This is a genomic window from Streptomyces sp. 11-1-2, from assembly GCF_003595545.1.
Lineage (GTDB): Bacteria > Actinomycetota > Actinomycetes > Streptomycetales > Streptomycetaceae > Streptomyces > Streptomyces hygroscopicus_B.
The window spans coordinates 2,874,016-2,887,820 of sequence record NZ_CP022545.1 but is presented as its reverse complement, the minus strand read 5'-3'; the positions used below and the strand labels follow the sequence as shown (position 1 = coordinate 2,887,820).

12 protein-coding genes are annotated in these 13,805 nt (G+C 72.6%); 8 read left to right on the top strand and 4 right to left on the bottom strand.

Annotation, left to right across the window (positions count from 1 at the left end; all coding sequences use genetic code 11):
- Positions 1-184: 184 nt before the first annotated feature.
- The gene (locus tag CGL27_RS12070) at positions 185-1,522 is read left to right on the top strand and encodes a M20/M25/M40 family metallo-hydrolase (RefSeq protein WP_119986511.1); all 1,338 of its coding nucleotides are present in this window, start codon (positions 185-187) and stop codon (positions 1,520-1,522) included.
- Positions 1,523-1,849: 327 nt separating this feature from the next.
- Positions 1,850-2,749 (top strand): chaplin family protein, encoded by a 900-nt coding sequence (locus CGL27_RS50945; protein ID WP_119986509.1) that lies wholly within the window; start codon positions 1,850-1,852, stop codon positions 2,747-2,749.
- A 211-nt stretch (positions 2,750-2,960) separates the two neighbouring features.
- Here CGL27_RS50945 and CGL27_RS12060 read toward each other — a convergent pair whose 3' ends face one another.
- Positions 2,961-3,149, bottom strand: coding sequence for a DUF5703 family protein (locus tag CGL27_RS12060; protein WP_014059547.1), 189 nt, complete (start codon positions 3,147-3,149; stop codon positions 2,961-2,963).
- Between the two features lie 47 nt (positions 3,150-3,196).
- Between CGL27_RS12060 and CGL27_RS12055 the strand changes: the two genes are divergently transcribed.
- Positions 3,197-3,880: a hypothetical protein gene (locus CGL27_RS12055; protein WP_119986507.1), complete on the top strand. Its 684-nt coding sequence runs from the start codon at positions 3,197-3,199 to the stop codon at positions 3,878-3,880.
- 112 nt (positions 3,881-3,992) lie between these two features.
- Here CGL27_RS12055 and CGL27_RS12050 read toward each other — a convergent pair whose 3' ends face one another.
- The gene (locus CGL27_RS12050) at positions 3,993-6,767 is read right to left on the bottom strand and encodes a helix-hairpin-helix domain-containing protein (protein WP_240450475.1); all 2,775 of its coding nucleotides are present in this window, start codon (positions 6,765-6,767) and stop codon (positions 3,993-3,995) included.
- The gene (locus CGL27_RS12045; RefSeq protein ID WP_119986505.1) at positions 6,764-7,744 is read right to left on the bottom strand and encodes an aldo/keto reductase; all 981 of its coding nucleotides are present in this window, start codon (positions 7,742-7,744) and stop codon (positions 6,764-6,766) included. The genes CGL27_RS12050 and CGL27_RS12045 overlap by 4 nt, the downstream gene beginning before the upstream one ends.
- Before the next feature lie 127 nt (positions 7,745-7,871).
- Here CGL27_RS12045 and CGL27_RS12040 point away from each other — a divergent pair, with 127 nt between their 5' ends.
- A complete protein-coding gene (locus tag CGL27_RS12040) occupies positions 7,872-8,921 on the top strand; it encodes an LLM class F420-dependent oxidoreductase (RefSeq protein ID WP_119986503.1) in 1,050 nt (349 codons plus the stop codon).
- A gap of 414 nt (positions 8,922-9,335) precedes the next feature.
- Positions 9,336-10,142: a hypothetical protein gene (locus CGL27_RS12035; protein WP_078647302.1), complete on the top strand. Its 807-nt coding sequence runs from the start codon at positions 9,336-9,338 to the stop codon at positions 10,140-10,142.
- Positions 10,143-10,173: 31 nt separating this feature from the next.
- Here CGL27_RS12035 and corA read toward each other — a convergent pair whose 3' ends face one another.
- Positions 10,174-11,166 carry a magnesium/cobalt transporter CorA gene (gene corA / locus CGL27_RS12030; RefSeq protein ID WP_078640531.1) on the bottom strand — a complete coding sequence of 331 codons (993 nt, stop codon included), beginning with the start codon at positions 11,164-11,166 and terminating at the stop codon, positions 10,174-10,176.
- Between the two features lie 97 nt (positions 11,167-11,263).
- Here corA and CGL27_RS12025 point away from each other — a divergent pair, with 97 nt between their 5' ends.
- From CGL27_RS12025 to CGL27_RS12015, 3 genes are all read left to right on the top strand, one after another.
- Complete coding sequence (locus CGL27_RS12025) at positions 11,264-11,959, top strand: histidine phosphatase family protein (RefSeq protein WP_078640530.1); 696 nt, start codon at positions 11,264-11,266, stop codon at positions 11,957-11,959.
- Positions 11,960-12,083: 124 nt separating this feature from the next.
- Positions 12,084-12,674 carry a DUF3090 domain-containing protein gene (locus CGL27_RS12020; protein ID WP_078640529.1) on the top strand — a complete coding sequence of 197 codons (591 nt, stop codon included), beginning with the start codon at positions 12,084-12,086 and terminating at the stop codon, positions 12,672-12,674.
- Complete coding sequence (locus CGL27_RS12015) at positions 12,638-13,582, top strand: SCO1664 family protein (RefSeq protein ID WP_205587678.1); 945 nt, start codon at positions 12,638-12,640, stop codon at positions 13,580-13,582. The genes CGL27_RS12020 and CGL27_RS12015 overlap by 37 nt, the downstream gene beginning before the upstream one ends.
- Positions 13,583-13,805 lie beyond the last annotated feature (223 nt).

The window sequence follows — 13,805 nt, the reverse complement described above, 5'->3', positions numbered from 1 at the left end:
CAAACATCGGGACGTGCTCGATCACAGCCGGTCGCGCCTCCGCGGCCGCGCTGTGTGACGGGGGCGTGACGGCGGTATTGCAGCCTTGGGCTGGGCGGGCGAGCGGAGGAGGATGGGCGGGTGACCCCTGCCGCGGGGGTCCGTACCTGGGCGTTCCGCGGCAGCGCAACGACGAGGAGGCATCGTGAGTGAGTCGCTTTCGGGCGCGACGACGACCGGAACGGTCAGGGGCGAGGACGAGGTGGTCGACCTCTGCCGTGACCTGATCCGGATCGACACCAGTAACTATGGCGACCACTCCGGCCCCGGTGAGCGCGCGGCCGCCGAGTACGTCGCCGAGAAGCTCGCCGAGGTGGGGCTCGAGCCGAAGATCTTCGAGTCGCACAAGGGCAGGGCGTCGACCGTGGCACGGATCGAGGGTGAGGATCCGTCCCGTCCGGCGCTGCTCATCCACGGCCACACCGACGTCGTACCGGCCAACGCCGAGGACTGGACCCACCACCCCTTCTCCGGCGAGATCGTGGACGACTGCGTCTGGGGCCGGGGCGCGGTGGACATGAAGGACATGGACGCGATGACGCTCGCGGTCGTCCGGGACCGGCTGCGCAGCGGCCGCAAGCCCCCGCGCGACATCGTGCTGGCCTTCCTCGCCGATGAGGAGGCGGGCGGGGTCTACGGAGCCAAGCACCTGGTCAACAACCACCCCGATCTCTTCGAGGGCGTGACGGAGGCGATCGGCGAGGTCGGCGGCTTCTCCTTCACCGTCAACGAGGATCTGCGGCTCTATCTGATCGAGACCGCGCAGAAGGGCATGCACTGGATGCGGCTCACGGTGGACGGCACCGCGGGGCACGGCTCGATGACCAACAACGACAACGCCATCACGGAGCTCACGGAGGCGGTCGGGCGGCTCGGGCGGCACAAGTTCCCGGTGCGGGTCACCAAGACCGTACGGTCCTTCCTGGACGAGCTGTCCGATGCGCTCGGCACCCCGCTCGACCCGGAGAACATGGACGAGACGCTCGCCAAGCTGGGCGGCATCGCGAAGATCATCGGGGCCACGCTCCAGAACACCGCCGCCCCGACCATGCTCAGCGCCGGCTACAAGGTCAACGTCATTCCGGGGCAGGCCACGGCGCATGTGGACGGGCGCTTCCTGCCGGGGTTCGAGGAGGAGTTCCTGGCCGACCTCGACCGCGTCCTCGGCCCGCGGGTCAAGCGGGAGGACGTGCACGCGGACAAGGCGCTGGAGACCAACTTCGACGGGGCGCTGGTCGATGCCATGCAGTCGGCGCTGAAGGCCGAGGACCCGATCGCCCGCGCCGTGCCGTACTGCCTCTCGGGCGGTACGGACGCGAAGTCCTTCGACGACCTCGGCATCCGCTGCTTCGGATTCGCGCCGCTGCGGCTGCCCCCCGAGCTGGACTTCGCCGGGATGTTCCACGGGGTCGACGAGCGGGTGCCGGTGGACGGTCTGAAGTTCGGTGTGAGGGTGCTGGACCGGTTCCTGGACGCCTGCTGAGGGCTGCACGAACGGCCTAATCGATCACACATACCGAAGGAACCAAAAAGGGTGAATGATGTCGTAGCTTGATAGCTTGATTGCTCCCTCCTCGTTACATGGTGTGTGCGGCCCGTAACCGGGCCGCGGTGCCGACAAGGGGTGGTGCTGTACCCCGCCTTCGGCAACTACCGCATCGATCACGTGACATCGGGTCACGGTCCACCGGAGTGTGAGCCCCGGGTGGTTTCGGAGTGTGCGTGCTCCGGGACGCCCGGGGATGGGGGTGCGGGCGAGATCGCCCGCGCGCACTCCGGCCGGGACGGAAGGCTAGGGGAGCAGAAAGTTATGCGACAGGTTGCGAAAAAGGGCCTGATCACCGTAGCCGCGGCGAGCGGCGTTCTCGCCGTGACCGGCGGCTACGCCCAGGCGGCGGGTCCGGGGGCCGCTGGTGGCGCCGCGTACTCGCCGGGCGTCGTCTCGGGCAACAACATCCAGGCCCCGGTGCATGTGCCGGTGAATCTGTGCGGAAACACGGTGAGCGTCATCGGCGTCTTCAACGGTGCCGGTGGGGGCCGGTGCGGCGGCGGTTCGGACGACTCGTCCGGCGGTGGCGGTACCCAGGCCGGCGGTCCGCAGGCGCAGGGCAGCGCCAGTGGCTCGTCGGGGATCGGTTCCGGCAACAACATCCAGGCCCCGATCGGCGTTCCGGTCAATGTGTGCGGGAACAACATCAGCGCGGTCGGGTTCGGCAACACCGGCGACGGCGCCGACTGCGCTGAGACGGTCCCGGCGGTACCGGAGAACCCGGGTAACCCTGGGAATCCGGGTAACCCTGGGAATCCGGGTAACCCCGGCAACCCCGGCAACCCCGGCAACCCCGGCAACCCTGGCAACCCTGGTAACCCCGGGAACCCGGGTCAGCCCGGCAACCCTGGCAACCCCGGGCAGCCCGGTGAGCCGGGTAACCCCGGCAATCCTGGCAACCCCAGTAACCCTGGTGGCTCGAACCCCGGTGGCTCGAACCCCGGTGGCTCGAACCCTGGTGGCTCGAACCCCGGTGGCGGTGACTCGGATGACCCCGCTGAGACGGGAAACCACGGCCTCCACCCGTCCGCGAACCTCGGCGGCAAGGAGCAGCTGGCGCACACCGGTGCCGGCCCCGTCGAGCTGGCCATTCCGGCCGCCGCGGGCCTGCTGCTGGCGGGCACGGTGCTCTACCGACGGGCCCGCGCCGCGCAGCGCTGATCACACATCGCGCTGCCAGGTGCGACGGCTGGGACAGGTGCTGATCGTGCCGCGCGGTGGTCGTAACGCGACACCCGTCGTGCACCGCACACCGCGCACCGCACCTCGTACGGCACGCATCACACACCGGATCTGCTACACCGGGTGACCGTGGCGTCACTCACGGCGGGCCCCGCACCAAGCGGGGCCCGCTCCGTCTTGTCCCGGCCCGCTACCAGGTGGCCCGGAGCTGGCGGATGATCCGGCGCCGCAATCGCACTCTGCGGCTGCCGTCGGGGTTGAGTCTCAGGCGATCCAACTCCCAGTGTCCGTACTCAGCATGGTCGGTGAGCAGGCGGGTAGTGGCCTTGCGGGAAACCCCGCGCGGCACATACACATCACAGAATTCGTATTCCGGCATCGCATCTATTGTGCGGGAACTGCCCTGCTACGGATAGCGTCTGCACTATGTCTGATGCTGCGCAGCCATCCGCTGCCGAGGTACGCGCCGCTGCCGAAGCGGTGAAAGTCGCACTGGATCGTCACCTCGACGCTGTCGAACGCCGGTCGGGGGAAGGCGATCCGGCCGTCTACGCCGCGTTCAACGAACTGGCCGCGGCAGCCGAGGTCTACGACGAGCTGCTCTATGACGCCTACGACGAGGTGACGCCCTTCGAGATCCCTGGTGATGACCGCCTCCCCGCCTACGCCGGGCCGGAGGAGCCGAGCGCGCTGAGCGTGCTGATCCGCAGGGACTACGTCGTCGTCGAACCGCAGCGGCTGCTCTCGCAGGCGCAGCGGATCGCTGACCTGGATCCGGACATCGACACAGGGAGCGACAGGCAGGGCGGCGGCGCGGCCGCCGGGGAGAGTGTGCACACCGCCTTGGGCGTGGTCTTCGGCGAGTTCGAGGCGGATGAGATCGCCTCTCGCCACAAGGAGTTCGGCCTCGAGGAGGGCGACTCCACGCTCTGGGTGGTGGCGGCCGAGGAGCCCCCGGAGCCGGGGGAGTGGCTCTCGGCCCCCTTCGACCAGGCGGATCCGCATATGGTCGTGTGCCGCTTCGACATGAGTTCGGTCTTCGACGAGGAGCTCGAGGACGAAGAGCTCGAGGACGAGGACGAGCTGGAGGTGCTGGAACCGGGTAGCTGAGCACCGCGGCTCCGGACCGATCGCCCGGCCCCGGATCGCCCCGCCTCAAGGCTGGGCGATCCGGGGCCATGGTGTTCCCGGGGCCTGTCGCGGGCCGCGGCCGGGCCGCCGGTCAGCCCGCGGACCCGGCCGGGACCTGAGCCTGGAGCAGGGCGCGCAGCCGTGTGGTGCGCTCCTTGAAGGGGATCTCCGCCACCGCCCGGGGCAGCGCCGCGTCCGCGCCGTGGACCACCGACAGATGGCGCTCACCGCGGCTGAAGGCCGTGTAGATCCAGGCGCGGGTCAGCCCCGCCGCGGCGTCGCCCGGCAGCACCACCACGGCCGCGGGCCAGCGTGCTCCGGCCGCCTGGTGCGCGGTGAGGGCCCAGCCGTGCCGCACCAGCTCGCCGACCTCCGTGCGTGGGACGACGACGGGGGTGCCCGCGCAGTCCAGACGCAGCCCCTCGGCGTCCGCCGAGACCACGGTGCCCGGCACCGTACGGCCCGGAGCCGGGGTGTACGCCACGCGGTCGCCCGGGTCGAAGCCGCCGAACCGGCCGGGGCCGGGATTGAGCCGGGTCTTCAGTGCGGCGTTGAGCGCGCGGGTGCCGGCCGCGCCACCGTGGCCCGGGGTGATCACCTGGGTCTGCTCGGCCTGGATGCCGATCGCACGGGGCACCGAGTCGGCCACGAGCTGCACGGTGCGGTGCACCGCCTCGCCCGCGTCCCGCACGGGCACGATCACGACCTCCTTGCCGGGCGCCTCCACCTGATTGAGCTCGCCGATCCCGATCCCCGAGACCAGCTCGCCGATCGGGCCCGGGTCGGGGGTGCGGGAGACGACCTGCGGGCAGCGGCGGGCCGCCACCAGATCCGCGAAGACCCGGCCGGGGCCGGCCGACCACAGCACTCCGGGATCCCCGCTCAGCACCAGACGGGCGCCGTCCGGCAGCGACTCGACGAGCATCGCGGCCGTTTCCACATCGAGCTGCGGGGCGTCCAGCACGGCGAGCAGATCGAGCGCGAGCGCGCCCTCCTCGTCGCGTCCGGGACCCTCGGCGTCGGCCAGCAGCCCGGCGACGGTGACGGCTGCAGAGGCGGCCTCCGGATCCGCGGAGGCGGCCTCCGGGCCGGTGCCCGGGGCCTCGCTCAACGCGGCGGCCAGCCGCCGCCTGCCGTCCTCGCTGTGCGCGGCCGCGTAGGCCCGCAGGCCCAGGGCGCGGGCGGCGGCGACCAGCGCCGCCGGTTCGGCGCGCGCCGCCTCGCCACCGCTGTGGGCGACCAGTCCGTGGGCCGCGACCGTACGGATGAGCTCCGCGGCGGAGGCGGTCGGCGCGGCGCCGGCCGCGCTCTCCCACTCGGGCGCGCCGGGGCCGCCCGCGGGCGCCTCGCCGTCTGCCGCGCCGCCCTGTGACGGGGCGAAGGTGCTCGCCAGCCGGGCGAGAGCGTCGGCCAGGCTCTCCTCCGCCAGGGCATAGCGGTCCAGCCCCAGCAGCACCCGCACCGGCTGCTCGGCGTCCTCGTCGTCGGCCGCCGGGGGACGCGCCCCCGGCGGGGCGTCGAGCGCGTCATGGAAGACCAGCACCGCGCCCTCCGCGATCGCGGTGCGCAGTGCCTCGTCCGGGTCCGGCACGGACACCTTGGCGAGCGCGTCGCGCAGCGTGGACGACTCCAGCGCGGTGTGTCCTTCGAGGGCGGCGCGCTCGAGCAGCCAGCCGGTGAGGGCCAGCGCACGGCGCTCGTCGCCGGGCTCGCAGGCCGGGCCGAGGAGGGAGCGGGCGAAGCCGTCCGCCTGTTCGGGGCGCACGCCGGGCACGGCCAGCAGCTGCCAGGGGTCCTCGCGCAGCGCCTCGGCGGCGCGCTCCCCGAGCGTTTCGGCGACCGGCCCGGCCAGGGTCTCGGGGGCGCCACCCGCCGCGAGCACCTGCCGGACGTCGCTGCTGCCGGGGACCTCGCCCCCTGGCCCGGACGCCGGACGGGCCGACGGCGGGCGCACGGGAGCGGGCGCGGCGGCGGGGGCCGCCGCACGGGGCTGCTCGCGCATGGGTGCGGCGGGTGCGGCGGGCGCCGCCGGACGGCGCGCGGGGGCGTCGTTGAAGAACGACGCCGCCGACCGCTCACCGCTCTCCACGGCCCGCACAGCGGCGGCCAACGCCTCAGCCGCCGCCGACCGCCGCCCCTTCCCGCTCGTCCCGTCCCCGGGGGCAGCCGGGGTCGGCTCGCGGTCGGCGCTCCCGCCGTGGGTGCCGCCCGTTCCGGCGGCGGAAGCCTCGGCGTCGTCGCCCCCGCCCCGTCCGGCGGCGGCTCCCGAGGGGGCATCCGCGCCGCCGGGCCCGCCCTGTCCGGCGGATACGGAAGCACCGGCTCGTGCGCCCGCGCCCGGGGCGGCGTCAGCGCTCGCCCCGGCAGGGCCGGGCGCTTCCGTGCTCCCGGAGTCCTGGCCCGCCCCTGGGCCGCCGCTCGTCCCGTCCCCGGGGGCAGCCGGGGTCGACTCCCGGTCGGCGCTCCCACCGTGGGTGCCCGCTCCCGTAGCGGGGCCGTCGGCCTCGCCCGCTGGGTGCTGTTCGCCATCGGCGCTTCGGGGGCCGTGGGCGCCCGTTCCGGCGGCGGGAGCCTCGGCAGCGTCGGCCCCGCCCCGTCGGGCGGGCCCGGCGGCCGCGGTCCCCGCGTCGTTCCGGTCCGCCCCCGCCAGGGCGTCCGCGCCGCCGGGCTCGCTGTGGTCGCCCGGGGCCTGGTCCGGGCCCGCCACGGCCCCGGTGTGGTCCGGGTCCGGCCCGGCGGCGTCGGGACCTCCGGGCCCGCCCGGCTCCGGGGCCCCGGGCCCGCCCGGCTCCGCCGGCCCGGCGGGATTGGGCTCGGCCTCCTCGGGCGCGGATGCGGCCTCGCCGGCGAGGCGGTCGGTACTCACAGCGTGCTCCAGTCCTGATCGGGATAGCGGTGCACGGGCGCCGACACATCGTCGAGCGCCTGGCAGATCTCGTCCGGAAGACTAAGGCTCTCCGCCGACAACGCCGCTCTCAGCTGCTGTGCGTTGCGCGCGCCGACGATCGGCGCGGTGACCCCCGGGCGGTCGCGGACCCAGGCGAGCGCCACATTGAGCGCGGTGGTCGCCAGGCCGTCCGCGGCTATGGCGACCGCCTCGACGATCCGGCTCGCCTCCTCGTCCAGATACGGGGCGACGAAGGCCGCGAGCTCGGAGGCGCCGCGCGAGTCGGCGGGCGTCGTATGGCGGTACTTGCCGGTGAGCACACCGCGGCCGAGCGGCGAGGACGGCAGCAGCCCGACGCCGAGGTCGAGGGCGGCGGGCAGCACCTCGCGCTCCACACCGCGCTGGAGCAGTGAGTACTCCATCTGCGTGCTGGCCAGCCGGGTGTGCGCACCGGAGGAGGCCAGCTGCCAGGTGGCGGCCTTCGCGAGCTGCCAGCCGCTGAAGTTGGACACCCCCACATAGCGGGCCCGGCCGCTGCTGACCGCGATGTCGAGCGCCTGCAAGGTCTCCTCGAGCGGGGTGAACGGATCGAAGGCGTGCACCTGCCACAGGTCGACATAGTCCGTGCCCAGCCGCTCCAGGGAGGCGTCCAGCGCGCCCAGCAGATGGCCGCGCGAACCGTCGAAGCGGCGGTCGGGATCGGGCACGCTGCCGGCCTTGGTGGCGATCTGCAGATCGCGCCGCGGCAACAGCCCCTCCAGTAACTGCCCCAGGAGGTATTCGGCGCCGCCGTCCGCGTAGACATCCGCGGTGTCGACCAGTGTCCCGCCCGCCTCCCAGAACGACTTGAGCTGATCCGCGGCGTCGTGTTCGTCTGTGTCCCGCCCCCAAGTGAGCGTGCCGAGCCCGAGCCGGGAGACGCGTAGGCCCGTGCGGCCGAGGTGCCTTAGCTCCATGAACGTCGAGATTACTGTCCGGAAAGCGCCCCGTGGCAGCCTGTGGATAACCCACCCCTGACGTATCCCGGCCATGCGCGCTAGAGTCCCCGGAACAGCGACGTTACTGATCAGTAAGGGGTGCGGTATGAGGCTCGGCATCAACCTCGGCTACTGGGGCGCCGGAATGGACGCGGACAACCTCGAGGTCGCCCGCGAGGCCGACCGGCTCGGCTATGCCGTGTGCTGGGCCGCCGAAGCCTACGGTTCGGACGCGGCCACGGTCCTCGCCTGGGTCGCCGCGCAGACCGAACGCATCGACGTCGGCTCCGCCATCTTCCAGATTCCGGCCCGTACCCCGGCCATGACGGCCATGACCGCCGCCACTCTCGACACCCTCTCCGGTGGCCGCTTCCGCCTCGGGCTCGGCGTCTCGGGGCCCCAGGTGTCCGAGGGCTGGTACGGGACGCGGTTCGACAAGCCGCTCGCCCGCACCCGCGAGTACGTGGAGATCATCCGCAAGGCGATGTCACGCGAGCGGCTGACGCACGAGGGCCAGAACTGGACGCTGCCGCTGCCCGACGGCCCCGGCAAGCCCCTCAAGCTCACCGTGCACCCGGTGCGGGAGTACATCCCGCTGTACATCGCGGCCATCGGCCCGAAGAACCTGGAGCAGACCGGCGAGATCGCCGATGGCGCCCTGGTCCTCTTCTACGCGCCCGAGCACGCCGAGGCGACCACCCTCAGCTCGCTGCGCGCGGGCCGGGAGAAGGCGGGCAAGGACCTCGAGGGCTTCGACGTGGTGCCCACCGTTCCCATGGCCCTCGGCGACGACGTCCGCGCCCTCGCCGACCAGTTCCGCCCGTACACGGCGCTCTACGTGGGCGGCATGGGCAGCGCCAAGCAGAATTTCTACAACAAGCTCGCGCAGCGCATGGGATACGAGAAGGAGGCCGCCGAGATCCAGGAGAAGTACCTCTCCGGGGACAAGCAGGGTGCCGCCGCGGCCGTCCCCCACGAGCTGATCGACTCCACCTCGCTGCTCGGCCCCGTCGAGCGCATCGCGGACCGCATGCAGGCGTACGCGGAGGCCGGGGTCACCACCCTGTCGCTCACGCCCTCGGGCTTCACGCTGGAGGAGCGTCTCGCCGGGCTGCGGGCGGGCGTGGAGGCCCTGGAGCGGGCCGGAGTCGCGTAAGGCCGGCGACGAGCGCCAAGGGCCGCCATCGGGCGCTGAGGGGACGACGAGCGCCAGGGGCGGCCCTGCTCGCCGTAAGGCCGCGATGGCGCACGCAAGGCCGTGGCAATCCGCACAGCGGCCGTCGAAGGCCCTTGGGGAGTCGGCTCGGCTGGGAGTCGGCTCGGCGCCGCGCCGGGAGAGTTCTGCGGCCGTGGTGGGGGCTCGGGGGTCTCCCCGCCACGGCCGTCATCCAGCACAACGCCTACGCCGCCCAGGAGTTACGGGGACGCGGCGCCCGCGCAGTCCTCCGTTCGGCCGAGCCGTGAGCCTGAGCTGTTGCCACCGCGCCCACCGGGCCGTTGACTTTTTCTGCGCAGCCCCTGCGTGGATGTCGGCACGGCGGCGCACGACAAGCGCACGGAGGTGGCGGCGATGCTCTCGGCGAAAAGCGTGTTCCAGGAGATCCTCGACGACGACGAGTCGTTCCGGCTCTTCTGCTCCGTCGCGGCCAGCGGGGAGGCCCAGGGAGGCTGGGAGAACGGCCGGATCGCCGCCCTCGTGCCCGAGAGCCTGCGCGACCTCGCCCCCAAGATCGCCCGCCATGGCGCCGACGAGGACAAACACGGCCGGATCTTCAACGCCCTGCTGAGCAAGCGCGATCTGGAGCCCATGGAGGTGCCGCGCGAGGCCGACTACACGATGCTCCTGGAGGCGCGCGGCATCGGCCTCGCCCATGACAAGCTGCGCCGCGACGACCCGCTCACCGAGCACGACATCGTGATCTACCTCGCACACAGCCGGGTCACCGAACAGCGCGCCGCCGCGCAGATGGGGATGTTGCGCAGGTACTTCGGTGACCACCCCGACCTCGGCCGTGCCGTGCGCATGATCGCCGAGGACGAGGACAACCACCTCGCCTACTGCCACGAGGAGCTGCTGCGCCTGGCCGCCGCCGGATACGGCCGGACCATCCAGCGGGCCCTGCGGGAGACCGCGCTCGTCGAGATGGAGGTCTACCGGGACGTCAGCCTGGCCGTGATGGCCCACATGGCGCGCGTGCTCGGCTGGCCCGAGCCGAAGTCCGCGCTGTTCGCGGCCGGGATCCACGCCCTGCACAGGTACGAGCGGCTGGGCGGCTGGCGGCGCATGGTGTCCCTGCGGATGCCCGAGCGGCGCAACGCGCTCGGCGGGCCCGCCCAGAGCGCTTCCGGAGCACCCGAGGCGCCCGAGTTCGTCTGAGCCCGACTACGGCTTCGGCGGCGCCACCGGCTCAGAGCCACCCGCGGCGCTTGAACCAGCGGTACAGCACGGCGATCACACCGCCCATGAGCGCGACCACCCCCGGGTATCCCCAGGGCTGCTTCAGCTCGGGCATGTGCTCGAAATTCATGCCGTAGATTCCGGCGATCATCGTCGGCACCGCGGCCATCGCCGCCCATGCCGAGATCTTCCGCATGTCGTCGTTCTGCCGCACGCCCATCTGCGCGAGATGGGCGGAGAGGATGTCCGACAGCAGCCGGTCCAACCCCTCCACATGCTCGTTCACCCGGGTCAGATGGTCGCTGACATCGCGGAAGAACGGCCGGGAGCCCTCGTGCACGAACGGCACCCCGGCGCCGGTGAGCCGCTCCATCGGCTCCCCCAACGGCCCGGTCGACCGGCGGAATTCCATCACCTCGCGCTTGAAGGCGTAGATCCGCCCTGCGGTGTTCTGCCCGGCGCCCGCGTTCGGGGCGAACACCTCCGTCTCCAGCCCCTCCAGGTCCCCGTGGAGCGCGTCGGCCACGTCCAGGTAGTGATCCACGACCGCGTCCGAGACCGCGTACATCACCGCCGTCGGACCGTGCTGCAGGACCTCCGGCATCTTCTCCAGCCGGTCCCGCACCGTGCCGAGCGGATTCGCCTCGCCGTGCCTTACGGTCACCACGAAGGAGTCACCGACGAAGACCATCAGCTCACCCGCTGTGACGGTGCCGGCCTTGTCGTCGTACTGGATCGGCTTGAGCACCAGGAACAGCGAGTCGTCATAGACCTCCAGCTTCGGCCTCTGGTGGGCGCACAGGGCGTCCTCCACGGCCAGCGGATGAAGTCCGAACTCGCTGGTGACCAGCTCGAACTCCTTCTCGGTCGGCTCATGCAGGCCGATCCACAAGAAGGCGTCCCCGCTCGCGCGCGCCTCATCGAGGGCGTCGGAGAAGTCGGCGGGTCCCTCGGTGCGGCACCCGTCCCGGTAGATGGCACAATCCACGATCACGCAGCGCATTCTGCCTCGCGTGATGCCGGTACGCACAGGGGGCCCTGGTGCGGGATCGGTGCGCACCCCCGCTGAGCGGCGCCGGAGGGGTCGTAGGGTGGCAGGCATGCCCATGCTGATCCTCGTACGGCACGGCCGGTCCACCGCCAACACCGCGGGCGTCCTGGCGGGCTGGACCCCCGGTGTCGCCCTCGACGAGCGCGGTACGGCCCAGGCCGCGGCGCTGCCCGGCCGGCTGGCCGGGCTGCCCCTGGCCGCCGCCGTCACCAGCCCCCTGCAGCGCTGCCGGGAGACGCTGGCCCCGCTGCTCGCCGCCCGCCCCGAACTGCCGCTGCACCCTGACGACCGGATCGGGGAGTGCCACTACGGCGACTGGTCGGGCCGTAAGCTCGCCGAGCTCGCCGATGAACCACTGATGAACATCGTCCAGCAGCATCCGTCCGCCGCCGCCTTCCCCGGTGGCGAGTCCATGCGCGCCATGCACACGCGCGCGGTCGAGGCGGTGCGCGACTGGAACGCCCGGATCGAGCGGGAGCACGGCGCCAACGCGGTCTATCTGATGTGCTCCCACGGGGACGTCATCAAGGCACTGGTCGCGGACGCCCTCGGACTGCATCTCGATCTCTTTCAGCGGATCTCGGTCGAGCCCTGCTCGGTCACCGCGATCCGGTACACCCCGACCCGGCCCTTCGTCGTCCGGCTCGGCGACACCGGCGACTTCGCGGGACTGGCGCCGCGCGAGGAGACCACCGGGGACCGGGGCGGGGACGCGGCGGTGGGTGGCGACGCGGGAGCACCGTGATCTCCGTGCGCAGTAGGGTGGTGCCGCGGTGCGAGGGCGCCGTGACAGCCCTGACCGGGCGGTCGTGGCACCCAGCGGTCAGCAGTCAGTCAGCCGAGCAGTCGAACCAAAATGGAGCAGGACGTTGTCCCGTCAGGTGTTCCTCTATGACCCGCCGGACCGTTTCGTGGCCGGTACGGTCGGGCTGCCTGGTCGCCGTACCTTTTTCCTGCAGGCGTCCGCCAGCGGCCGGACCACCAGTGTCGCCTTGGAGAAGACGCAGGTCGCCGCGTTGGCCGAGCGGATAGACGAGCTGCTGGACGAGGTGGTGCGGCGCACCGGCGGAAACGCCCCGGTCCCCGCCGTCGCACCGACCGAACTCACCGACACCGCACCGCTGGAAGCCCCCGTGGAGGAGGAGTTCCGGGTCGGCACCATGGCACTCGCCTGGGATGGCGAGGAACAGCGGATGATCGTCGAGGCGCAGGCCCTGGTCGAGCTGGAGGCCGAGTCCGAGGAGGATCTGGCCGAGGCCGAGGAGCGGCTGCTCCAGGACGATGTGAACGGCCCGCCCATGCTGCGGGTGCGGCTCACCGGGACGCAGGCGCGGGCGTTCGCCAAGCGCGCCTTGGAGGTCGTCAACGCCGGCCGGCCGCCCTGCCCGCTGTGCAGTCTGCCGCTCGACCCGGAGGGACACGTATGTCCGCGCCAGAACGGATACCGCCGCGGAGCCTGACGCCGCCCACCCGTCTTCCACCACCACCCTCAACGGAGGCTTCGCGCCTCTTGCCCCCGTCCGAGCTGCTGGCTCTCGGTGAGCTGACGGTGCGCGGACAGGTGCGGGAGGCGTCCAACGCGGTGCTGTACTGCACGGTCGAGTACGACGGCCACAGTGCTCCCTGCGTCTACAAGCCGGTGGCCGGGGAACGGCCGCTGTGGGACTTCCCGGACGGCACGCTCGCCCAGCGCGAGGTCGCCGCGTACGAGATCTCCGAGGCCACCGGCTGGGGCCTGGTGCCGCCCACCGTGCTGCGCGACGGGCCGTACGGGCAGGGGATGTGCCAGCTCTGGATAGAGGTCGAGGTGGCCCCCGACGGGGCGGACGGCGACGGGTCCGCGGACGGCGACGCCGATGGCGATGGATCCGGGGAGACCGGGGGAGCGGAGCTGCTCGCGCTCGTCGAGGGCGACGAACCGGGCCCCGGCTGGAAGGCGATCGGCTACGCCGAGGTGGGCGAGGGCCGCACGGCGCTGCTGGTCCACGCCGACGACGTACGGCTGCGCCGGCTGGCCGTCCTCGACGCGGTGATCAACAACGGCGACCGTAAGGGCGGCCATCTGCTGCCCGCGGCCGGTGGCCGGCTCTATGCGATTGATCACGGAGTGACCTTCAACGCCGACGACAAGCTGCGCACGCTGCTGTGGGGCTGGGCCGGGGAGCCGCTGCCGGACGATGTGCTGGAGGTGCTGCGCCGGTTGGCGGACCAGCTCGCCGACGGCGGCCCGCTCTGCGCCCGGCTGGCGGAGCTGATCACCGGGGCCGAGATCGAGGCCCTGAGGGCCCGTGTGGCCACGCTGCTGCGGACCGGGAAGCACCCCGAGCCCAGCGGCCAGTGGCCCGCCATCCCCTGGCCGCCGGTCTGAGGCGGCCGGGCCCGGTGGCCGTGGGTGTGAGGCGGCCGGGCCCGCTCCGGGTCCCCCTGGCCGCCGCCCGGAGTCGGGCCGGTCCGTTCCGCCTCCGGGCGGCGCTCCGCCGCGTCCCCGCCCGGCAGCCGTGGAACGCAGCTCAGAGGGCTCATGCAGCTCACGGGCGCATCCACAAGACCGCCCATCCGGCCAACACCACTGGTCCGGTTCGTATGCGGAC

Excerpts from the sequence above, each read along its gene's own strand:
- corA (WP_078640531.1), bottom strand. The coding sequence starts at position 11,166 with ATGCGCTGCGTGATCGTGGATTGTGCCATCTACCGGGACGGGTGCCGC.
- CGL27_RS12035 (WP_078647302.1), top strand. The coding sequence starts at position 9,336 with ATGCTCTCGGCGAAAAGCGTGTTCCAGGAGATCCTCGACGACGACGAG.
- CGL27_RS12015 (WP_205587678.1), top strand. The coding sequence starts at position 12,638 with ATGTCCGCGCCAGAACGGATACCGCCGCGGAGCCTGACGCCGCCCACC.
- CGL27_RS12045 (WP_119986505.1), bottom strand. The coding sequence starts at position 7,744 with ATGGAGCTAAGGCACCTCGGCCGCACGGGCCTACGCGTCTCCCGGCTC.
- CGL27_RS12040 (WP_119986503.1), top strand. The coding sequence starts at position 7,872 with ATGAGGCTCGGCATCAACCTCGGCTACTGGGGCGCCGGAATGGACGCG.
- CGL27_RS50945 (WP_119986509.1), top strand. The coding sequence starts at position 1,850 with ATGCGACAGGTTGCGAAAAAGGGCCTGATCACCGTAGCCGCGGCGAGC.
- CGL27_RS12060 (WP_014059547.1), bottom strand. The coding sequence starts at position 3,149 with ATGCCGGAATACGAATTCTGTGATGTGTATGTGCCGCGCGGGGTTTCC.
- CGL27_RS12025 (WP_078640530.1), top strand. The coding sequence starts at position 11,264 with ATGCCCATGCTGATCCTCGTACGGCACGGCCGGTCCACCGCCAACACC.
- CGL27_RS12055 (WP_119986507.1), top strand. The coding sequence starts at position 3,197 with ATGTCTGATGCTGCGCAGCCATCCGCTGCCGAGGTACGCGCCGCTGCC.